Origin of the sequence: Halorubrum sp. SS7, from assembly GCF_005435055.1 — an archaeon.
Lineage (GTDB): Archaea > Halobacteriota > Halobacteria > Halobacteriales > Haloferacaceae > Halorubrum > Halorubrum salinarum.
In genome coordinates this window covers 13,379-32,886 of record NZ_SGXV01000007.1, presented here as the reverse complement: position 1 = coordinate 32,886, position 19,508 = coordinate 13,379, and the positions used below count along the sequence as shown (strand labels likewise).

The 19,508-nt window shown below is 69.7% G+C and carries 21 protein-coding genes; 7 read left to right on the top strand and 14 right to left on the bottom strand.

Annotated features, from left to right (window positions below; all coding sequences use genetic code 11):
• Positions 1–46: 46 nt before the first annotated feature.
• The 8 genes from EXE44_RS09070 to EXE44_RS09035 all read right to left on the bottom strand — a co-directional run bounded on the left by EXE44_RS09070 (position 47) and on the right by EXE44_RS09035 (position 8,441).
• Positions 47–796 (bottom strand): ATPase domain-containing protein, encoded by a 750-nt coding sequence (locus EXE44_RS09070; protein ID WP_053770468.1) that lies wholly within the window; start codon positions 794–796, stop codon positions 47–49.
• Entirely contained in the window at positions 796–1,290 is a 495-nt protein-coding gene (locus EXE44_RS09065; protein ID WP_137716893.1) for a flagellar protein G, read from the bottom strand. Before EXE44_RS09065 ends, EXE44_RS09070 begins: the two co-directional genes overlap by 1 nt.
• Positions 1,291–1,764: a flagellin gene (locus EXE44_RS09060; protein ID WP_137716892.1), complete on the bottom strand. Its 474-nt coding sequence runs from the start codon at positions 1,762–1,764 to the stop codon at positions 1,291–1,293.
• Entirely contained in the window at positions 1,754–3,631 is a 1,878-nt protein-coding gene (locus tag EXE44_RS09055; protein ID WP_137716891.1) for a FlaD/FlaE family flagellar protein, read from the bottom strand. Before EXE44_RS09055 ends, EXE44_RS09060 begins: the two co-directional genes overlap by 11 nt.
• Before the next feature lie 173 nt (positions 3,632–3,804).
• A complete protein-coding gene (locus EXE44_RS09050; RefSeq protein ID WP_137716890.1) occupies positions 3,805–4,392 on the bottom strand; it encodes a chemotaxis protein CheD in 588 nt (195 codons plus the stop codon).
• Positions 4,389–5,579, bottom strand: a complete 1,191-nt coding sequence (locus EXE44_RS09045) for a chemotaxis protein CheC (RefSeq protein WP_137716889.1) — start codon at positions 5,577–5,579, stop codon at positions 4,389–4,391. Before EXE44_RS09045 ends, EXE44_RS09050 begins: the two co-directional genes overlap by 4 nt.
• Positions 5,579–5,935 (bottom strand): chemotaxis protein CheY, encoded by a 357-nt coding sequence (gene cheY, locus EXE44_RS09040; RefSeq protein ID WP_004597560.1) that lies wholly within the window; start codon positions 5,933–5,935, stop codon positions 5,579–5,581. The genes EXE44_RS09045 and cheY overlap by 1 nt, the downstream gene beginning before the upstream one ends.
• A 145-nt stretch (positions 5,936–6,080) precedes the next feature.
• Positions 6,081–8,441, bottom strand: a complete 2,361-nt coding sequence (locus EXE44_RS09035; protein WP_137716888.1) for a BGTF surface domain-containing protein — start codon at positions 8,439–8,441, stop codon at positions 6,081–6,083.
• A gap of 208 nt (positions 8,442–8,649) precedes the next feature.
• Here EXE44_RS09035 and EXE44_RS09030 point away from each other — a divergent pair, with 208 nt between their 5' ends.
• On the top strand, positions 8,650–9,099 hold the full coding sequence (locus EXE44_RS09030) for a zinc ribbon domain-containing protein (protein ID WP_137716887.1): 450 nt from the start codon (positions 8,650–8,652) through the stop codon (positions 9,097–9,099).
• A 54-nt stretch (positions 9,100–9,153) separates the two neighbouring features.
• Here EXE44_RS09030 and EXE44_RS09025 read toward each other — a convergent pair whose 3' ends face one another.
• The 4 genes from EXE44_RS09025 to EXE44_RS09010 all read right to left on the bottom strand — a co-directional run bounded on the left by EXE44_RS09025 (position 9,154) and on the right by EXE44_RS09010 (position 11,873).
• Positions 9,154–9,876 (bottom strand): hypothetical protein, encoded by a 723-nt coding sequence (locus EXE44_RS09025; protein ID WP_137716886.1) that lies wholly within the window; start codon positions 9,874–9,876, stop codon positions 9,154–9,156.
• Between the two features lie 82 nt (positions 9,877–9,958).
• Positions 9,959–10,582, bottom strand: coding sequence for an archaellin/type IV pilin N-terminal domain-containing protein (locus EXE44_RS09020; protein WP_137716885.1), 624 nt, complete (start codon positions 10,580–10,582; stop codon positions 9,959–9,961).
• Positions 10,583–10,584: 2 nt separating this feature from the next.
• A complete protein-coding gene (locus tag EXE44_RS09015) occupies positions 10,585–11,187 on the bottom strand; it encodes an archaellin/type IV pilin N-terminal domain-containing protein (protein WP_137716884.1) in 603 nt (200 codons plus the stop codon).
• A gap of 347 nt (positions 11,188–11,534) precedes the next feature.
• Positions 11,535–11,873, bottom strand: coding sequence for a hypothetical protein (locus EXE44_RS09010; RefSeq protein WP_137716883.1), 339 nt, complete (start codon positions 11,871–11,873; stop codon positions 11,535–11,537).
• Between the two features lie 205 nt (positions 11,874–12,078).
• Here EXE44_RS09010 and EXE44_RS09005 point away from each other — a divergent pair, with 205 nt between their 5' ends.
• Positions 12,079–12,417, top strand: coding sequence for a helix-turn-helix domain-containing protein (locus EXE44_RS09005; protein ID WP_017343751.1), 339 nt, complete (start codon positions 12,079–12,081; stop codon positions 12,415–12,417).
• A 27-nt stretch (positions 12,418–12,444) separates the two neighbouring features.
• On the opposite strand, the gene EXE44_RS09000 is transcribed toward EXE44_RS09005, so the two are convergent.
• Positions 12,445–13,176, bottom strand: coding sequence for an ATPase domain-containing protein (locus tag EXE44_RS09000; RefSeq protein ID WP_004597593.1), 732 nt, complete (start codon positions 13,174–13,176; stop codon positions 12,445–12,447).
• 144 nt (positions 13,177–13,320) lie between these two features.
• Here EXE44_RS09000 and EXE44_RS08995 point away from each other — a divergent pair, with 144 nt between their 5' ends.
• From EXE44_RS08995 to EXE44_RS08980, 4 genes are all read left to right on the top strand, one after another.
• Positions 13,321–13,884 carry a HalX domain-containing protein gene (locus tag EXE44_RS08995; RefSeq protein ID WP_137716882.1) on the top strand — a complete coding sequence of 188 codons (564 nt, stop codon included), beginning with the start codon at positions 13,321–13,323 and terminating at the stop codon, positions 13,882–13,884.
• A gap of 413 nt (positions 13,885–14,297) precedes the next feature.
• Positions 14,298–15,836, top strand: coding sequence for a molybdopterin-dependent oxidoreductase (locus EXE44_RS08990; protein ID WP_137716881.1), 1,539 nt, complete (start codon positions 14,298–14,300; stop codon positions 15,834–15,836).
• Between the two features lie 100 nt (positions 15,837–15,936).
• Positions 15,937–16,218, top strand: coding sequence for a winged helix-turn-helix domain-containing protein (locus EXE44_RS08985; protein ID WP_121563115.1), 282 nt, complete (start codon positions 15,937–15,939; stop codon positions 16,216–16,218).
• On the top strand, positions 16,215–16,514 hold the full coding sequence (locus EXE44_RS08980; protein ID WP_137716880.1) for a hypothetical protein: 300 nt from the start codon (positions 16,215–16,217) through the stop codon (positions 16,512–16,514). The genes EXE44_RS08985 and EXE44_RS08980 overlap by 4 nt, the downstream gene beginning before the upstream one ends.
• 45 nt (positions 16,515–16,559) lie before the next feature.
• On the opposite strand, the gene EXE44_RS08975 is transcribed toward EXE44_RS08980, so the two are convergent.
• Positions 16,560–17,978, bottom strand: coding sequence for a DHH family phosphoesterase (locus EXE44_RS08975; RefSeq protein WP_137716879.1), 1,419 nt, complete (start codon positions 17,976–17,978; stop codon positions 16,560–16,562).
• Positions 17,979–18,176: 198 nt separating this feature from the next.
• Here EXE44_RS08975 and EXE44_RS08970 point away from each other — a divergent pair, with 198 nt between their 5' ends.
• Complete coding sequence (locus EXE44_RS08970) at positions 18,177–19,508, top strand: O-acetylhomoserine aminocarboxypropyltransferase/cysteine synthase family protein (RefSeq protein WP_137716878.1); 1,332 nt, start codon at positions 18,177–18,179, stop codon at positions 19,506–19,508.

The following is a 19,508-nucleotide window of genomic DNA, read 5'->3' as shown; positions in this document are numbered from 1 at the left end:
CGCGGTCCGCGCGCGCGGACCGACTGTGCGTCGACGGGTCATGGTGTTAGGCGACGCTGCGGCTCTCAATGACGATTCCGGTTCCGGAACGCACCGAGAACCCGATCGTGTCGCCGACCTGTTCGCCCATGCCCGCGAACCGCTTGACGTTGATCTGGCGGCGGATGTCGTTGCCGACCTCGATCATCTCCAGTTCGAGGAACACGTCGGCGATGGACCGGAACGGCCCGATCGCGTCGTCGTCAACCGCCGAGGGGTCGACGGTGAGCACGACGACCTTCCCCTGCGAGATGATCTCGCGGAAGAAGGAGATGATCTCCAGGGCGGCCTGCCGCTCCTCGTTCTTCCGGACCAGCGCCTCGAAGGTGGGGTCGTTCCGGAAGATGGCGTCGAACGTGTCGAGGAAGACGACGTCGGAGTTCCACATCGCCTCGGCGTTCATCAGGCGCTTGAGCAGCTCCTTGCGCTCGCCGTCGCCGTCGGAGAACGCGCCGCCCGAGTCGAAGTCGGCGTGGAGGAAGAGCAGCTCCTCCTGGAGCAGCGGCTTCACCATGTCGTACTCCAGCGAGTGCATCTGGTCGATGAACCCGCGGACGGTGAGCTCCGTCGACATCATCGTGACGGACGCGCCCTCCTGGACGAGGCCGTAGGCGAACCGCTGGGAGATGGCGCTTTTCCCGGCCCCGTAGTCGCCCTCCATGAGGACGATGCTCCCGCGGGGGATGCCGCCGCCGAGCTCCTTGTTGAGCCGGTCGCGGTCGCCGAGGCCCAGGGAGAGCAGGTTGTCGTGGGGCATCAGTTACCCCCCTCCACGCGGAACTGGAACAGCTCCTCGTCGCCGTTCACCGAGAGGAACACCCGGTGGTCGCCGTCGGCGAGCCCGTCGGAGCCGTCGATCTGGTTGGTGTCGATCGTGAGCCGGAGCACGTCGCCACGGCTCCACGCGTTCGCGCCGTCCGCGGAGACGAGCTCCCCGGAGATGGCATCCGGCCGGACGTACGCGCCGTCGAAGACGACGTCGAGGTCGGAGCCGTCGGGCGCCAACCGATACGTACCGGTGTTCTTTATCAACAGCGTGACGTTCTGGTCGCCGCTCGCGTTGTACACCCCCGCGCTGGGGTCCGAGATGATCGTCACGTCGGTCCGGAGCTGCTCGGTCGCGTCGAGGCCGGCGTCGTCGACGGCCGCGCTCACCCGGTCGACGCCGGTGGTGATCGTGCCGACGACGCCGGCGGCGATCACCAGGCTGGCGATGAACAGGATGAGGTGCGAGACGGGGACGCTGGCCATCTACGCGCTCACCTCCGTCACGGTCGCGGCGTCGCGGACGCCGGACTCGACGACGAGGACGACGCGCGTGCCCTCCCCGATCGTCGTGGTCGTGTCGCTCTGGTCTACCCGCACCGTGAGCGTCTCGTCGCCGAGCCAGAGCGCGGTGTCGCCGTCGCCGTCGACCGTCGTGGTGGCGTTCGGCCCGCCCACGTCGACGTACTCGTTGCCGACCACGAGCGTCGCGTCGCCGGCGACGAGGCCGACCGCCCCCTCGTTGGTGGCGTTGACGGTGAGGGTGTCGGTCGTCGTGTCGAACGTCGCGTTCGTCACCGCAAACTCGGTGTTCTGCCGTTCGAGCGCGCGCTCGTTGACGCCGTGCTGGGCGTCGGAGACGCGGTCGAGCCCGTTGGCCGCCACGGGGTAGAACGTCGTGAACGCGAAGAACAGCCCCGCGACGATGATGGCCGTGGACGCGGAGACGCTAACGCCCATCTCCCCACCCTCCGTCGGCCGGATCGGCGCGGTCGGAACGGGGATTCGGATCGTTCATCGGGCGGGTGGAACCGTTCCGCTCGCGCCGGTCGTCGCGGCGGCCGTCGTGCCGGTCGGCGTCCGTTTCGGGCGCCGCGTCGTCGCGGTCCGCGCCGTTCGTCCGCCGCTCGCGGTCGTCGGGCGCGTCCCGGCGACCGCCGTCGTGGCCGTTCCGCTCGGGCGCGGGTCGGTCGCTTCGCGCGTCGCGGCCGTCGCGTCCGGCGCGACCCGAACGCGCCCGTCCGCCGCGACGGCCGCCGCGGGGCGCGTTGACGGGGCCGCCGCCGACCATCGAGCCGCCGGCGAGGTCGTCCCAGCGGTCCAGGAGGACCGTGTGGCTGCTCGTGCCGTTGAGCTGGGTCACGTACCGGAGGCTGCGGGTGTGGTGCTCGCGGACGAGCCGGTCCGTGCCCGGCCGGTCGACGAGGTTGCGGTCGATGGTGCCGAACCCGGAGAGGAAGTCGCGGAGCCGCGCCGCGGCGTCCGGGCCGATCCACTCGATCCGCTCGTAGTAGTTGATGGCGCGCACCGCGTCGGTGACGTCGCTCTCGGAGACGAGGAACTCCAGCCACTCCATCACGAGGAGGTCGCCGACGTAGTCGCCGGGGAGCTCCGTGAGGTACGGCTTGCCGCGGCCGCCGCTCCCCGAGAGGTCGTCCTCGCCGACGTACTCGAAGCCGCCGGTCGCCTCGGCCGGATCGCCGCCGGGCTGGCGGTCGGGCGCGGGCTCCGGGTCGGCCGCGCCCGCCGGTTCGGGGTCGGGGTCGGGGTCGGCCGGCTCGTCGAAGTCGACGCCGTCGTCCTCGACGGCGCCGCCGAGGTCGTCGTCGAACCCGTCGTCGGCGTCGTCGAACGAGTCGGTTTCGTCGCCGGGGTCGGCGAACGAGTCGTCCCCGTCGTCGAACGGGTCGTCGTCCGCGCCGTCGTCGCCCTCTTCGGCCCAGTCGGCCTCCCCGGAGTCGTACTCTTCTTTCAGTTCGCTGAAACTCTTTCCGTCTTCGTTCATGTCGTCTCCGTCGTCCGCCGTTTCGGTCTCGGACGCGGCGTCGTCCGTGCTGTCGTCGTCCAGTTCGTCGAACTCCTCGTCGAAGTCGTCGAAGCCGTCGTCGCCGTCGAGGTCGTCGAACTCCTCGTCGTCGCCGTCGTCATCGAGCTCCTCGTCGAACCCGTCGTCCTCCTCCTCGTCGAGGAGGTCGTCGTCGAAGAACCCGTCCGCGTCGGCGTTCGCGACGTCCTCGTCGAGGTCCTCCTCCTCGCCGGCGTCTTCGTCGTCGAAGATGCCGAACGAGCCCTCGCCGCCGCCGGCGACGCTGTCGAAGCCGCCGGAGTCGTCGACGAACGGGTTGATGCCGCGGGTGACCATCTCGTAGATGTCGAGCAGGTTGCGGACGTCCTCCTCGATGTCGTCGACGGCGTTCGAGATCTCCTCGTTCTCCGAGCGGACCGTCGAGACGGTCGAGGAGAGCGACGCGACCTCGTTTTCGAGCTCGTCGAGCCGGTTCTCTAGCTCGTCGGTGGCCGCGCCGCCGCCGCCACCGCCGCCGCCGTCGTCGAACTCGTCGTCCCACTCGTCCATCCCGTCGAAGTCGTCGAAGCCGTCGCCGCCGCCACCGCCGTCGCTCATGCCGCCGCCCATCCCTCCGCCGCCCATGCCGCCGCCCATGTCGCCGCCGAAGGGGTCGTCGTCGCCGTCCATACCACCGGAACCGTCGTCGTCGGACCCGTCGTCGTCGAGGAACCTGTCGAGGACGCTCGCACCGACGAGCCCCAGCGTGGCGACTGCCCAGGCGGCCGTTGGAGCTCCCCACACCGGTAGTTCGAGGCCCATTACCGTGTACCACCCGCAGAACCCACTTCAATTCACCCCTCAAAATATCAACAGTGAGAAGACACATCGGGCGGCGGACGTCGACCGCTGATCGGGGTGAGCGCCGAGAAATCGCGACCTGTCGGAGGCGATCCGGTCCGGTGACGGGGAGCGAGACGCCTCTGGAGAAGCGGTCAGATGGCTCGTTCGAAGCCGTCGGCGGCCCGGATGACGAGCCGCCCGTCCGGACCGAACCGGACCGTCCGCCCCACCGCGTCGCCGACGTCGCTGGCGACGACCGGGACGTTCGCGGCGTCGAGCACCTCGCCGACCCGCTCGACGTTCCGGGGACCGACCGCGTCGGTGAGGTCGAGCATCTCGGCGCCGCCGGCGACGCGCGCCTTCAGGCGGCGCGGGTCGGCGCCGGCGTCGTCGAGCGCCCCGATCAGCGAGTCGATCCCGGTGTCGACGTACTTCGCCGGCCGCGAGGCCGCGGTGGACTGCCCCTCGCCCGCGGGCAGCATGGCGTGGAGGAGCCCGCGGACGCCGGCCCGCTCGTCGACGAGCGCGACCGCGACACAGGAGCCGAGGCCGCTGGTCGTCAGGACGGCGTCGCCGTCCGTGACCGCCAGCTCGCCCACGCCGACCTTGATCCGGCCCGGGTCGTCGCTCGCCGCGCCGCCCGTGACGGCGGCGGGCTCCGCGTCGGCGACCGCGGTCCCGTCGCTCTCCGTTCGCTCCGCCGGGGCGTCCGGCCGATCGTCGGAGAGCGAGCGGGTCACGGGTCCGAGAGCCGGTCGAGCGCCCGGGCCAGTTCGCGCTCGTCGGGGAGCGCGTACACGTCGCAGCGCGCCTGGATCCCCTCGGTCTGGATCGCGGTGTCGATCACGAACCCGTAGTCCTGCCGCTCGCTCAGCTTGGCGACGAGCGGGCTGATCGTCGACGCGCCGATGTCGTGGACGAACTCCGGCGGCGAGTGGGTGATCGACGTGCCGAGCACGTTCGCCCAGCCGTCGATGAACCCGCTCGTCATCACGTTTCCGAGCTCGCACAGGGCGTTCTCGGCCATGTCGCCGAGGGGCTCGTCGGGCTCCATCGGCAGCATCGCGTCCGCGACCGCCGCCGCCGACGACTCCTCGAAGAGGATGGCGAGGTAGCCGCTCGGCTCGCCTTGAAGCTCGAACACCGTGCCCGCGTGCGGCTCGGTACCGACCTCCGCGGGCACGTCGGCGAGCGGGACGAACCGGAGCCGGCTCACGTCGACGCTCGTTTCTAACCCGGTCATCATCGCGATGTTGTCGGCGGCGTTCGCCGACCCCTTCTTCGCCAGCGAGGAGAATGTCGACAGCGACTCGTACGGGACGGCCGTACTCTCCGTCCCGCCGTTCGCCTCGCCGCCGGCGGTCGCCGCGGGCGCCGTCTTCCCGACGATGAGGTCGCGGAACGGCCCCGAGTCGGGCAGCATGTAGATCGAGAAGTCGAGGTCCGTCGTCGTCGCGTCCAGCCGGCTCTCGAAGAGGAAGACGCCGTCGCCCGCCAGCGCGCCGTCCGGCAGCACCGCCGCGCCGTCGGCCTCGAAGTACCGCGGGGGCGTCATGTCGATCGCCTTCCCGAGGTAGTTCGCCCACCCGTCGAGGAAGCCGCCGAGGGCGATGTTGCCGACCTCCGTCACCGCGCTCCGCTCCATCGACGCGCCGCCGGGGAGCAGCGAGAGCAGGGCGTCGGCGTTGACGGCGTCGAACGCGAGGACCGCCTCGCCGTCCAGCCCGCCGCGGAGTCCGACGCTCACGCCGATGGACTCCCGGCCCGCGAACGACTCCGCGAGGTCCTCGCCGCTGGCGACGCTCGCGCCCGTCACCTCCACCGCGAGGTCGGTCCCGGTCAGGTCCGAGAGCGCGCCGGCGGCCTGTTTCGCGCCCTGCTCCGCGAGGCGGTTACAGGCGCCGAGCGCGCGGACGTCGACGCGCATTATACCGCCGAGCCGATTGCGTCGAGCACGTTCGGCTTCTGGAACGGCTTCGTGATGTACCCCTCCGCGCCCGCCTTGATGGCCGCCTTCATCTTCTCCTCCTGGCCGACGCTGGTACACATGATCACCGTCGCGTCGGGGTTCTCTTCGAGGATCTCCGTCGTCGCCTCGATCCCGTCGCGGATCGGCATCACGATGTCCATCATCACGAGGTCCGGCCCGTGCTCCTCGTACATGTTCACCGCCTCCACGCCGTTCTCCGCCTCCCCGACGATCTCGAACTCGCCTTCGAGGATCTCCCGGAGGAGGTTCCGCATGAACTCCGAGTCGTCGGCGATGAGTACCCGCGTAGCCATTGTTGTCTGAAGGGGGGGAAAGCGAACACTTAATCGCTCCCCCGCGGTTCTCAGCGATGAGAACGGACGCGGAACGGTCCCGGCGGCGGGCTCGTTCGGGCCAGTAGACGGAGGCCGCCGCGGGCCGGCGGCCCCGCAGAGCGTCTCAGACCCAGTGGCCGAGGATGTGGACCGCACCGACGAGGACCGTGCCGCCGAGCGCCTCGCGGGTGCCGAAGGGTAGCAGGAGCATGCCGACGGAGTCGGGCGCGTCCCCTGCCGGCGTGTCCCCGTCGCTCGTCTCGCCGGAGCCGCCGTCGGTCTCGGTGCCGTTCGAGCCGCCGTCCGAGTCCGACCCGTTCGGGGCGGTCGAACTCTGTTCCGAGTCGCCGTCGTCGCCGCTCGCTTCAGTCCCGTCGTCGGTCCCGTTAGCCGCGCCACCGTCGTCGGCGTCGGTGCCGTTGGCCGCGCTCCCGTCGCCCTCGTCGTCGATCGTCGTCGTCGCCGGGTCCTGCTCGACGATCAGCGTCCCGCCGCGGGTGTCGCCGTCGAGCCGGAGGGTGAACGGATACCTGCCGGGGTCGAGGTCGGCGGGCACGGAGGCGAAGTCGTAGGTCCGGGACTCGCCCGGCGCGAGCCGGACGCCCCACGAGCCGCCGAGGCTGCCGTTGTCGACGGTGAGCGCGAGTTCGCCCTCGCCGGTGAGCCCGCCCGCGTTGCGCGCGACGACCCGGAGCGCGGAGAGGTTCCCGCCCTCGGTGACGGTGACGTTGTCGGGGGCGTCGTCGATCACCAGCTCGTCCGGGTTGTCGGCGTCGCCGACGACGATGAGCGTCCGGCTGTCGCGGAGCGTGGACCCCTCGTACAGCTCGTAGTTCAGCCGCGTCCCGGGGGAAACCCCGTCGAGGTCGACGTCGACGGTGAAGTTGCCGTCCGCGATCTCCAGCGGCGACTCGTCCCGGAACGGCGCGTCGCCGGCGTCGTTCACGAGCGTCGCGGTCATCTCCCGCCGCGGCAGCAGCGACGTGGTCCCCGTGAGCTGCCCTTCGTCCGCCTCGACGAGGAGGTCGCCGTCCTCGGTGACGTGGTCGTACCGGAGGTACCGCTCCCGGACAGTGAACGACGCCTCGGCGCGGACCGTGCTGTCGGCCGCCTCCCAGTAGGGGAACTGGGCGGCGTCGTCGGGCCCCGACGCGGACGCGAACGCGGCCGGCGGCTCCTGCCCGTCGGCGAACGCGTACCGCTCGCCCTCGGTCCCCTCCAGCGCGAACGCGACGGAGAACTCGTCGCCCGGTTCGGGGTCATCGGTGAAGTGGTCGCCGTCGCTCGTGTCGATCACGAGGTAGAAGCGACCCGGGGCGTCGGGCGACTCCAGCTCGGTCGCGTCCGCGACGATGAGCGAGACGTCCTCCGGGTCGGCGCGCGAGAGGTCGAGCCTCGCGGGCCGTTCGTTCATCCCCGGGTTCGTCTGTCTGACCATGAGCGACACGCCCGACTCCTTCTCCAACAGGTCGGCCAGGACGCGGTGGTCGACCGCCTCGCCGGCCTCGATCGGGCCCGCGCCGCGCTCCGCGGCGAAGTGCGACAGCGCCCCCCAGATGCCGGTCGACTCGAAGCCGAGGACGATCCGGTTCCCCTTGGTCACCACGGACCGCTCGGCCCCGTTCTCGCGGAGCACGCCGAGCGACTCCGCGTCGGCGTCCTCGCCGAGCGCGTCCCGGTCGGCGGTGGTGAACACCTCGACATCGTCTCGGAACGACGGCTTCTCCAGCACGAGGTCGGCCTGATCGGCGGCCGCGGTCGGCGTCACCACGCCGTCGTCACTGACGACGAACGTCCCGTTGGTGATCGCGAGCCGGTAGCGCTGCGGGACGAGCGGCCGGGCGAGCCCGCCGGCGCCGGTCGCGCCCGTGAACGCGCTCAGGTCGTCGAGGCTCTCCGCGACCACGTCCCCGTTCTCGTCGCGGAACTCCAGGTCGCACGTCGCGTTCGCGCAGCTGTTCGCGCTGGTCGCGTCGGTGCCGATCGTCCGCGTGTTGATCGTCGTCGTCTGCCCAGTGAGCTTGACCACGTCGACGAAGCCCACGGGCTCCCCGGTGTCGCTGAGCCGGTTGCCCCCGATCAGCAGGTACGCCGGACCGTCGGGGTTGTCGAAGGTGTGGCTGATCTCGATCGGGTCGCCCGCGACGCCGGTGTAGGTCGGTCGAGAGAATCCGCCGCTGATCTCCGGCCGGTCGGCCGGGCCGACCGGACCCGGGGCCTCGACCGCGACGGGCGCCGTCGGTCCGGCGGCGACGGACGACGCGGACGAGCCGACCGCGAGGCCGGCCGCGACCGGGGCGGTCGCGAGGAGGCCGGCGAGCGCGACGAGGACGGCGAGACCGACCGCGCTCGCTTGGATCCCCGACAGGTCGGTGCCGAGCGAACGGAGTCGCCGTCGCGCTCCGGTGCCGCTCGTCCGATCGCCGTCGGTCGCCGTCGGGTCCGTCGAACGCGTGTCGGTCGCGTCGTCTCGTTCCAGTGTCATGAGGGCGTGGGCAACGAGTGCGGACCGTCGACCGGCCCGCGCCTGGTTGCCGACGACTCCGCGGGTCACCGACTAAAGCGTACCCACCCGATTATCAGGGCGTGTAACGAGATCGGGGAAATCGAGGGGAGGACGCGGAAATCGCCCGACGTGAGCGGAGTCGTCGGTCCGAAGAATTAAGCCGTGGCGGCGCCCGATCCACGCCAAGATGCCATCGTGTCCCCGCTGTGACGCCCCGGTCGACGACGACGCGCGGTACTGCGCCCAGTGCGGCGCTCCGCAGACGGAGGACGCGGCGGAGGAGCTCGACGAGTACGTCCAGCGGCAGGCGGAGCAGGTCGCAGGCGGCGGTGCCGGCGGATCGGAGGGCGGCGGGTCGGGCGGAAGCGACGCGTTCCCGTCCATGGAAGAGCTCTCGGACCGCGAGCAACTGTGGCGGCGCGGGTCGTACGTCCTCGGGTACGGGACGATCGTCGTCGCGCTCACGCGGGTCCCGGCCGCGGAGTCGTGGCCGCTGATCCTCGCCGGGATCGCGATCCTGCCCCCGATCCGACGGCTCACCGCGGAGCCGCTCGGCAGCCCGCTGAAGCGCGAGGTGATGGCAGGGGTCTACGCGGTGTTCGCGCTGATCGGGATCGCTCTGTTCGTGCTGTTGTGAGGTACGCGGAAGACGGGGCGGTCCCCTCGAATCGGGGTCACTTCTCGATCCGAATTACTCGATCCTGAATCCGCCCGCGTCCTCGGCGGCCCGAACCAGGTCGCCGATGCTGTCGCTCGCCGTGAGGCCCTGGCTCGCCGCGAACCGCTTTATCATCACCGGCGGGATGTCGACGGTCGTCTCGGAGGCCGCGAGCAGTAGTCCGATCGCCTCCGGCGTCGGCGAACTCGGGCCGGCGTTCGACGCGAACCACGAAATGAGCGTGTCGAACGTCGCCGTCACGTCGTTCGACACCATCCGCTGCCGGGTGGTGTCGCCCTTCGCGTGGAGCGTCGCGTCGATCCCGTAGTCGAACCCGTCGCCGTCGAAAGAGTTCGCCAACCATCGGCTCACCGCCTGTCGATCGACCACGTCGCCGCTCACTGCGGCCTGATTCCGGCGCTGCCCCTGCGCGTTCGGCGGCGGTTGGCCGCCGCCGGGGTGTCCACCGCCAGCCTGTCCGCCGGTGGACTGCCCGCGTTGGCCGACGCCGGGGCCGGCCGCGCTCGCCCGCGGGTCGTCACCGGCGGGGCGCCGCTCGTCCGGGCTCGCAGGGTCGGCGGCGGTGAACCCGGAGTCATCTTCCGGCGGCGCGCGGCGCTGCCCCCGCGAGCGGCCGACGTTGGGACGGCCGTTCGTCCCGACGACGTAGCGGCCCTCCCCGATCTCGACGACGTTCTCGTCGTCGGTGAAGTCGAGCTCCTCCGGATCGGCCGGTACCGCGTCGTCGTCACTCATGGGTCGTGGTAGCGCGCGCCGAAAAATAGGTGTTGCGGGCGGCCGAGCCGCCGCACGTCGTCGAACGTCGGTTCGAAGCTCGTTAGAGCCGGACCGCTTCGCCGTCCTCCTCGTAGAGGTCGGGCGAGTCGAGCGAGATCGAGGTCGTCGCCGACGACGGCGAGACGATCTCCAGCGACGAGGTGTCCCCCTCACCGAACGGTTCGCTCGACGAACCGAACGGGCTCACATCGGGGTTGAGGACGATCGTCAGCTGGGAGTCCTCGTCGAGCACCGCATTGTCCGAGCTGACGAAGTTCCCATTATCGTCCTTGACGCCAAACTGATTGGCGGTGAGGTTGTCGACACTGTCGGTCCCGTTGAAGACCAGGTTTTCCTGTCCGTTCGGACCGACCGCTTCGATGGTTGTTTCGCTCAGATCAATCTGATCGGAGCCGGCCGCGCCGGCCACGCTGACGCGAATCTCGTTGAGCGTTCCGTTGGACGCGTTACCGACGATTCCGACCTCACTCGTCACGTCGATCCGTTCGGAGACGAGGTCCGTACTCTCCTGACCGGTCGCTTCCGCCTGTGACTGGAGGAACCCGGCCGTGTTGATCAGAACGCCAGCGGCGATCGCCGCCACCAGCACCATCGCGATGAACACGATGAGGGTCCCGATACCGACCTGACCGCGGTCTTCGTTGTTAGTGATGAATTCGAACATTGTTACAGCCTCACCGAGTCCTGCTCATCGGTTAGCGTCGTCGGGACGCGCAGCTCCGCTGAGGTCGTCGCACCCGACGGCGTGGTGAAGGTGACGGTTAGACTGTCGCCACCTCTGAGTTCGCCATTTTGATCGGTGTTGTACTGTGTACTGCTGAGGTCGATACCGATGTCCGCGCGGTCGCTGCTGGAGGTCAGCACGACGTCGCCGGGGTCACCGGTGAAGATGTTGATGTTCGACTCGGAGCCGCCGAGTTCGAAGGACTCCTGCCCGCCGGTCCCAACCAGTTCGACCGTCGTCTGGTTGAGGTCGATGTTACCAGCTCCGGGCGACTGGGCGACCGTGAGGTTCAGTTCGTCGATGACCCGCACGTTGTCGGTAGTGTTGTCAGTAACATTCCCGGACTGACTCACGACTTGGAGCCGGTCGCTCACTTGCGCTGTACTCTCTTCGCCCGTTGCTTCCGCCTGCGTCTGGAGGAACCCGGCCGTGTTGATCAGGACGCCGGCGGCGATCGCCGCCACCAGCACCATCGCGATGAACACGATGAGGGTCCCGATCCCCACTTGACCGCGTTGTTCCTCGTCCGTGATTGCTTCGAACATTGGTTGTGTTGCGTCGGCCCCCGGCCTGCCCGGCGGGCGTTATCGATAGCGATGGGGAATTCCTACTTAAGATCACTCACCCGGTTATTCATCTTGATAAACGGCTTACGTCGTGCGGTTTTCGTATTTATTTTGGCGTTTTAGTTACAGAACTAATTAACGAAGCCACAGATCGATTCTCAGAGTTGGATCTGGCGAGTTAGCGCGCGTCGTCGATACTCAGCGACGAAACAGTTGAGCGGAAAAGACGGGACAGCCGACGGCGGGGAGAGGGAGTCGAGCCAAAGAGCGACGGCGACGGCCGCAGAACGCGCGGTCGTTTGCTGGGCGTTAGACTCGCTCGGTGTTCACTGATCGCGCAGGCGCGACAGTTCCGACTCGGGGATCACGAACTCCTGGGTCCCCGGCTCGTAGACCGCGAGGCTCCCGGCGACGAGCGCCATCGACGCCGCGAGCAGTCCGGTGTTGATCAGCAGAAGCGCCTCGGCGTTCCCGAACTCCGTCCGGAACGCGGCCGCTGGCGTTCCCACTGCCGCGACGACGACGAGACCGAAGCCGACCGCCAGGTACGCCATCGCCGTGCGGCCCGACGACCGGTACGCCGCGACCGCGAACGCGACGAGCGTCGCGCTCGCGCCGGCCAACACGGTGGTCGTCACCAGGTACAACCCCTCGATGAGCTCCATACACCTCCTGCTCGAACGGCGGTCATAAACCCACGGGAGCGGGTATCAGCCGCGATAATACCTCCGGCGAGGGGTGAGAGACGAACGAGTCGAAGGCGACTGAAACGGACGAAATCGCGGCGAAAACGGACGACGAGAGATATGACGTGCGTCTGACGATCACCGGTACCCTTTTACCACCCGGAAATCAATCTCGATAATGTGAATGGTGGGGGACGATCTGATCACCGTACTCGGTAACAAATACAACACGGACATCCTGACGGCGACCGGCGAAGCGAAGTCGGCGCAGGACCTCAGCGACCAGCTGGACGTCCCGATCGCGACGTGTTACCGACGGATCAACGAGTTAGAGGAGGCGGACCTCCTCGAGTTACACGACCGACCGCTGTCGGACGAACACCGGCGCGTGAAGGTGTACCGCCGGAAGGTCGACGGAGTGGAGGTCGACTTCCGCGACGGGCTCACCGTCGAGGTCGAGGAGCGGTCGGCGGTGAAGAACCGCCTCGACGACGTCTGGCGCGACCTCTCGTCGCGAGAGTAACACCGTTCCCCGGCGGCTCTTGACTCGTCAGAACGACGGCTGGTCGTCGGAGCCGCCCATCATCGAGAAACCGCCCGCGCGCTCGTGGACGGTGATACCGCCCTGCCCGATCTCCATCGGGAAGATGTCGGTGTCGATGTCCTGTTTCCGCATCTTCGCCACCCAGACGTAGCGGTTGACGCCGGAGTCGGTCGGCGTCTGGATGAAGTAGATGTTCCCGTCCGTGAGGAAGTTCTCTAAGCCGACCTCGGTATCGGGGAAGACGGCGCCCTGCTCGTTGATGAGCAGCGAGGTGAGCCCGTTCGCCTTGAGGATGTCCGAGAACTTCAGCAGGTACGTGCGCTTCTCCTGTTCGGCGTCGAAGAACAACTGGAACATCGACAGCGAGTCGAGGACGAGGCGGTCGAAGTCGCCGTCCTCGACGGTGTCGAGCAGGCGGTCGACCGCGGTCGAGAAGTCGGTCTCGCGGAGCATCTCGCGCTTGTCGAGGATGACGATGTCGCCGTCGTCGACCATCTCGTCGAACCCCTCGAAGCCGACGGACTCGGCCGCGCCGCGGATGTCGGCCTCGTCCTCCTCGAAGGAGACGTAGACGCCGCGCTCGCCGTGTTCGGAGACGCCGTGGTGGAGGTACTGGATGCCGAAGATGCTCTTGCCGGTGCCCGGGTTCCCCGAGACGAGGACCGTGGACCGCTGGGTGATGCCGCCGGTGAGAATGGAGTCGAGCCCCTCGACCCCGGTGGAGACGAGTTCTGACATTCGTCTCCCCTTACACGGCCGGACTATATAAAAGACGGTTCAGCACATCGGGCGAACGGACGGCGACAGTTTTATCTCTCGACACACCGCCCGTTCGTGTATGCCCGGTGAAGCGTGTCCGGTCGCTCCCGGCGGTGATCGACGGTGAGCGATCCGTCGATACTCGTCGTGGAGGACGAGCCAGACATCGCGGCGCTGTACGCCGGCTTCTTAGAGGAGCGGTACGACGTCGACGTCGCCGAGACCGCCGCCGAGGCGGTCGACCGCGTCGACGCCGCCGTCGACGTAGTGCTCCTCGACCGCCGCCTCCCCGACGGGAGCGGCGACGACGTCCTGGAACACATCCGCGAGGAGGGGTACGACTGCCGCGTGGCGATGGTGACCGCGGTCGAGCCCGACTTCGACATCATCGACATGGGGTTCGACCTCTATCTCACCAAGCCGGTGAGCCGCACGAAGCTGCTCGCGGCCATCGACACCCTCCTGACCCGCAGCGAGTACGACGACCTCGTCCAGGAGGCCGCCGCGCTCGCAAGCAAGCGCGCCGTGTTGAGCTCGCAGAAGCCGGCCGCGCAGCGCGAGGGGAACGAGGCGTACGCCGAGCTCGTCGACCGGCTGGAGGAGTTGGACGCCGACATCGACGACCTCGGCGAGTCGCTGTCGACCGACGACTACCGCGCGATGTTCCGCGACCTCGGCGAGGCCTGACGCGACGCCACCCGACCTTCTCGCGGTGGGGCCGACCTGCGATTCGCCGCTCACCCGATTCTCCCGACGCGCCGCCGAACGCGACAGCGTTTCTTCGTCGCTCGCGCGCGCCGAACGTTACCGCGCTCCGACAGAGAATGTCCATCGCCCTCCGACCGTGAGCGTCTGCCCGAACCCGTCGACCGCGGCGGGATACCGAACGAAGTTTGAACGGATCCGGGCCGGACTCCGAACGGATGTTGTCCGGTCGTTGAAAAATCTATATCCCCGCCGTCGTCCTCGTCGAGGACATGACGCAACGAGACGCGCGAGATCCGGCCGCGGCGGCCGGTCGCGGTGCGACACCGGCAGTATCCGCGGGCGCACCGGCCGTTGAGGGCGTGGTTCAAGTGACCGCGACCCCGATGTAGCGTATGATCGACGTTACCGAACAGCGAGACGCGCTGCTCGCGGCGGCGGCCGGCGCGGCCGCGGTCGCGGGCTCGTACCTCGCCACGGGGTGGACGCCCGCGTTCGTGGTCAGGCCGGTCGACCAGGCCATCGTCAACCTGACGCCGGGGCCGATCGTGACCTTCTCGATCGAGACCTTCGGCGACGCGGGGCACCTGATCCACATCGCCATGGCCGTCGCGACCGTCGTCGGCCTGTTCGGCACGGTCGCGTTCGCCGGCCTCGAACTCGCCGCGCGCACCGATAGCCGAGGGGTCGGCGCCGCGGTCGCCGGGGGCGGATCCTGGCTGCTCGCCGCCGCCCTGACGGGAATCTCGCTCGGCGCGCTCGGCGCGGCGCTGCCCGCGGCGGCGGTCGTCGGGGTCGGCTGGCTGCCGGAGTCGGCCGCGCCGTCCGGGGGCGACGCCACGCCGTCCGACGACGATGCCACCGGCGCGCGGGACGCGCCGGCGGTCGTCGACGCGGTGCGTCGCCGGACCCTCGGAGTCGTCACTGGGGCCCTCGGGTTCGCCGCCGCGAGCGCGGTGGGGCGGCGGTCGCTCGCGCCGGGCGACGGGCCGCTCCCCGACGCCCCGCGGTCGGAGGGCGCGGCCGCGCGGCTTCAGGAGGTCGAATCGGCGTCGCTGGCGGTCGAGAGCGACGCCCTCGGCGGGATGGTGAGTCGGATCGGCGAGTTCTACAACGTCGACATCGCGGAGTTCGACCCCGAGGTCACCGCCGACGAGTGGTCGCTGACGTTCACCGGCGAGACCGGGAGCGAGCGGACGGTCGACTTCGACGAGCTGACCGACCGCCCCGTCGAGCACCGCGCGATAACGCTGCGGTGCGTCGGTGAGGATCTGAACGGGCGCAAGCTGGACAACGCCGTCTGGACGGGGACCCCGATCCGGCCGCTGCTGGAGTCGGTCGACCCGCAGGGCGAGTGTAACTGCGCCATGCTGCGCGGCGAGGACGGCTACTACGTCCAGTTCCCGGTCGACGTGCTCGCGGAGGGGTTCCTCGCGTGGGGGATGAACGGCAAGGAGCTGCCGACCAGCCACGGGCACCCGGTGCGAGTGCTGATCCCGGGCCACTGGGGAGAGACGAACGTGAAGTGGCTCTCGGAGATCGAGCTGCTGAACGTCGAGGAGGACGGCTACTGGGAGGAGCGCGGCTGGGAGGGGACCGGCGAGGTGAAGACGGTCGCCAAGCTCTGGGACGAGGGGATAACGGAGCTCGGCGACGGCCGGATCGAGCTCGCCGGCCACGCCTACGCTGGAACGACCGGTATCGAGCGCGTCGAGGTCTCGACCGACGGCGGCGATACCTGGACCGACGCCGAGCTCTCCGAGCCGCTGCCGGACGCCGACGTGTGGCGCCAGTGGCGCCACGTCTTCGAGGCGGACGGGGAGCACGAGGTCGTCGTCCGCGCGACCGACGGCGAGGGGGTCCTCCAGACGCGGGAGGAGTCCGGCTCCGTCCCGAGCGGCGCCTCGGGGTGGGTCCGTCGGACCGTCGGCTGACGCGGCCGTCCCGGGACCGTCCCGGGGCAGAGCCGGCCGCCGGAGCGACCGCGCGGGTCGAAACGACTTTCATCGCCTGCTCACCACACCAGTACGCCAAATGGAGAAGGCCCTGTGGTACCTGTTCGTCGCGAGCCGCGGTGGCGCCAACAGGGTCCGGATCGTCCGGGAACTCCGCGACCGCCCCCGGAACGCGAACGAGCTGGCGGAGCGACTGGACGTCGACTACAACACCATCACCCACCACCTCGACATGCTCCGAGACCACGACGTCGTCGAACCGAGCGACCACGACTACGGCAAGCTCTACTTCCTGACAGACCGCTTCGAGCGTCACGCGGACGCGTTCGAGGAGATCACCGCGGAGGTGGACGCCGAATGAACCCGGCGTCGCCGACCGGGCTCGCCGTGTTGATCGGGATCGTCAACAGCGCGCTGCTGGCGGTGCTGGCCGCCGTGTGGCTCCGCAACTACCGGGAGTTCGGGTCGACGCTCCTCCTCGGGCTGTTGGGATTTTGCGCCGTCCTGCTCGTCGAGAACCTGATCGCCATCGGGTTCTTCTTCAGCAGCATGCGGACGCTGTACGCGATGGACCCGCTGGTGGGGCGGGTCGTGCTCGCGATGAGCGTGCTCGAACTGCTCGCCGTCGCGCTCCTGACCTACGCCACGCTGAAGTGACGGCCGAGCGGGTCGCCTCGGGCGGGGACGCGGCCGCTGACCGGTTCAGGAGAGCTGCTCGCCGACGATCCGGTCCGCCTCGGCGAGGAACGCGTCGCGCTCGTCGGTCGGGATCGTCGCGCCCGCGGCCACGTCGTGGCCCCCGCCGTCGCCGCCGACCGCCTGACTCGCCTCGCGCATCACCGCGGACAGGTCGAGCCCCCGTCTGACGAGCGCGTGCGAGCCGCGCGAGGACACCTTCAGCTCCGTCGCGCTCTCCTCGGCGAAGGCGATCACCGGCTTCGAGCGGTCGACCGCGGGGGAGCCGACCGCCATCCCGGCGACGATGCCGACGATGGTCTCGCGGATGCGGGAGCCGGCGTCGAACCACTGGAGGTGCTCCTCGTGGGTGACGCCCTCGTTTTTGACCCACTGGAGCCCCTCGGAGAGGTTCTGTCGGTGCGTGCGCAGCAGCCGGCGCGCCTCCGCGAGCGCGTCGCCGCGGTCGCCGAGACACACCGCCAGGCCCACGTCGCCGCGCTCGTAGCGCGCGGTGGCGTTGAGCAGGGTCGAGAACTCGCTGACGTCGCGCAGCTCGGTGCCGGGCTCCTCGTCGACCAGCGTGTAGGCGGTGCCGACGAGCGCCTCGATCCGGTCGGACGGGACGCCCGAGGCGACCGCGCGGCGCATCAGCGCCGACGCGAGGGTCCGCCGCTCCCCGCCGTCGAGGTCGACCCAGCGCCGCCACTCGCCGTCGCGTTTCACGTCGACGTCGAGGTCGGTGAGGAAGGATATCGCGCCCGCCTCGTCGTTCGAGACCCCCGGGATCTTCACGTCCGAGGCGTACTCAAGGAACTTGGGGAGCGGGCGGGTCTGTCTGCCGTACAGGTCGAGGTCGGTCTGGGCCTCCAGGACGCCGGCGTCGACGCCGTCGGCGACGATCGACTCGTTGGCGCCGACGAGTCCGCCGTCGGAGTCCTGCATGTCGCCGACCGCGCCGACGACCGCGAGCGCGGCGAGGTCGCGGTTGTCGCCGTCCGGCCCCTCCAGCGCGCGGGCGAGGACGTAGCTCGCGCCGGCGCCGGAGAGCTCGCTCGCGCCGTCGATCCCCTCCAGCAGGGGGTTGAGGTGGTAGCGCGTGTCGCGGTCGGCCGGCTGGTGGTGGTCGGCGATGACGGGGACGAAGTCGCCGCGCTCCTCGTGGTCGGCGATCACGTCGAGCTGGCCGGAGCCGAAGTCGGTGAAAAGCACCACGTCGAACTCGCGGGCGGCGATGCCGGCGATCGCGTCGGCGTCCAGCTGCTTCTCGAAGACGACCTCGTGGTCGATCCCGGCCCGGGCGAGCGCGGTCGATGCGACCGCGGCGCTCGTGATCCCGTCGGCGTCGATGTGCGACGCGAGCAGCACCCGGCCGGCCTCGCGCAGTCGGTCGGCGCAGTCGGTCGCGCGGTCGGCGAGGTCGGGGACTGGGGCGGCGACTGCCATTACCACCGGTTGGCGCCCGACCGGTCATAAACGCACGCTTCGGCGGGGCCAGCGCGGCCCGGCACGGCTCGACGCGGGGCCTGCGCGAGCCCGGCGCGGCGTGGCCCCGGTCCCGGCGACGCCCGGCGTCACCGGCGAAGGGGCATCAATTGCCGTAACTGACGGTTATAGAAGTGCGTAGACGTATGAGCAACAAACATGACACGTGGGTTTTCCACCCGGAGTCTCCACGCCGGCGCCGAGCCCGACCCGGCCACCGGCGCCCGCGCCACGCCGATCCACCAGACCACGTCGTACGTCTTCGACGACGCGGACACGGCGGCGGAGATGTACGCGCTCCGGGCGGAAGGTCACATCTACTCCCGGCTCTCGAATCCGACGGTGAACGCCTTGGAAGACCGGATCGCCGACCTCTCCGGCGGGTCGGACGCGGTCGCGACGGGCTCGGGGATGGCCGCGTTCGACGCGATCACGACCGTCCTCGCGAGCGCGGGCGACAACGTCGTGGCCAGCTCCGAGATGTACGGCGGGACCGCGGCGTACCTCACCAGCATCGCGGACCGCCGCGGCATCGAGACGCGGCTCGTCGACACGCTCGACTACGAGGCGTACGCGGACGCGGTCGACGACGACACCGCGTTCGTCCACGTCGAGACGATCGCGAACCCCTCGCTCGTCACGCCCGACTTCGAGCGGCTCGCCGAGATCGCCCACGAGCACGCGGTGCCGCTCGTCGTCGACAACACGTTCGCGACGCCGTACTGCTGCCGGCCGTTCGAACACGGCGCGGACATCGTCTGGGAGTCGACGACGAAGTGGATCACCGGCAACGGCACCACGGTCGGCGGCGTCGTCGTCGACGGCGGGCAGTTCCCGTGGGGCCACCCCGACGCCGACTACGACGAACTGGACGGGCAGTCGCCAGCGTACCCGATCGACTTCGTCGAGCAGTTCGGCGACGCCGCGTTCGCCAACGTCGTCCGCCAGCGCGGCGTCCGCCCGACCGGCGGCCAGCAGTCCCCCTTCGACGCGTGGCAGACGATCCAGGGGCTCAACACGCTGCCGCTGCGGATGGAGCGCCACTGCGAGAACGCGCGGGAGGTCGCCGAGTACCTCCGCGACGACGACCGGGTCGACTGGGTGAGCTACCCCGGCTTCGAGGACCACGAGAGCCACGGGAACGCCGCCGAGTACCTCGACGGCTTCGGCGGGATGGTCACCTTCGGCGTCGACGGCGGCTACGAGGCCGCCAAGACGTTCTGCGAGTCGGTCGAGCTGACGAGCTTCCTCGCGAACATCGGCGACGCGAAGACGCTCGTCATCCACCCGGCCTCCACGACGCACGCGCAGATGGACGAAGACCAACAGCGGCACGCGGGCGTCTACCCCGAGATGCTCCGGCTCTCGGTCGGTATCGAGGACCCCGAGGACGTGATCGCCGACCTCGACGCGGGGCTCGCGGCGGGCGAGCGCGCCGCGAGCGGGGGAGCCGGAGACGACGGGGCCGCAGTCCGCGAGGAGGGGAGCTGA

Bases quoted from the DNA above. Each gene is read 5' to 3' on its own strand.
- EXE44_RS09070 (WP_053770468.1), bottom strand. From the start codon at position 796: ATGCCCCACGACAACCTGCTCTCCCTGGGCCTCGGCGACCGCGACCGG.
- EXE44_RS08990 (WP_137716881.1), top strand. From the start codon at position 14,298: ATGATCGACGTTACCGAACAGCGAGACGCGCTGCTCGCGGCGGCGGCC.
- cheY (WP_004597560.1), bottom strand. From the start codon at position 5,935: ATGGCTACGCGGGTACTCATCGCCGACGACTCGGAGTTCATGCGGAAC.
- EXE44_RS09000 (WP_004597593.1), bottom strand. From the start codon at position 13,176: ATGTCAGAACTCGTCTCCACCGGGGTCGAGGGGCTCGACTCCATTCTC.
- EXE44_RS09020 (WP_137716885.1), bottom strand. From the start codon at position 10,582: ATGTTCGAATTCATCACTAACAACGAAGACCGCGGTCAGGTCGGTATC.
- EXE44_RS09055 (WP_137716891.1), bottom strand. From the start codon at position 3,631: ATGGGCCTCGAACTACCGGTGTGGGGAGCTCCAACGGCCGCCTGGGCA.
- EXE44_RS08970 (WP_137716878.1), top strand. From the start codon at position 18,177: ATGACACGTGGGTTTTCCACCCGGAGTCTCCACGCCGGCGCCGAGCCC.
- EXE44_RS09035 (WP_137716888.1), bottom strand. From the start codon at position 8,441: ATGACACTGGAACGAGACGACGCGACCGACACGCGTTCGACGGACCCG.
- EXE44_RS09010 (WP_137716883.1), bottom strand. From the start codon at position 11,873: ATGGAGCTCATCGAGGGGTTGTACCTGGTGACGACCACCGTGTTGGCC.
- EXE44_RS09060 (WP_137716892.1), bottom strand. From the start codon at position 1,764: ATGGGCGTTAGCGTCTCCGCGTCCACGGCCATCATCGTCGCGGGGCTG.
- EXE44_RS08980 (WP_137716880.1), top strand. From the start codon at position 16,215: ATGAACCCGGCGTCGCCGACCGGGCTCGCCGTGTTGATCGGGATCGTC.
- EXE44_RS08975 (WP_137716879.1), bottom strand. From the start codon at position 17,978: ATGGCAGTCGCCGCCCCAGTCCCCGACCTCGCCGACCGCGCGACCGAC.
- EXE44_RS09065 (WP_137716893.1), bottom strand. From the start codon at position 1,290: ATGGCCAGCGTCCCCGTCTCGCACCTCATCCTGTTCATCGCCAGCCTG.
- EXE44_RS09030 (WP_137716887.1), top strand. From the start codon at position 8,650: ATGCCATCGTGTCCCCGCTGTGACGCCCCGGTCGACGACGACGCGCGG.
- EXE44_RS08985 (WP_121563115.1), top strand. From the start codon at position 15,937: ATGGAGAAGGCCCTGTGGTACCTGTTCGTCGCGAGCCGCGGTGGCGCC.
- EXE44_RS09005 (WP_017343751.1), top strand. From the start codon at position 12,079: ATGGTGGGGGACGATCTGATCACCGTACTCGGTAACAAATACAACACG.
- EXE44_RS09015 (WP_137716884.1), bottom strand. From the start codon at position 11,187: ATGTTCGAAGCAATCACGGACGAGGAACAACGCGGTCAAGTGGGGATC.
- EXE44_RS09025 (WP_137716886.1), bottom strand. From the start codon at position 9,876: ATGAGTGACGACGACGCGGTACCGGCCGATCCGGAGGAGCTCGACTTC.
- EXE44_RS09045 (WP_137716889.1), bottom strand. From the start codon at position 5,579: ATGCGCGTCGACGTCCGCGCGCTCGGCGCCTGTAACCGCCTCGCGGAG.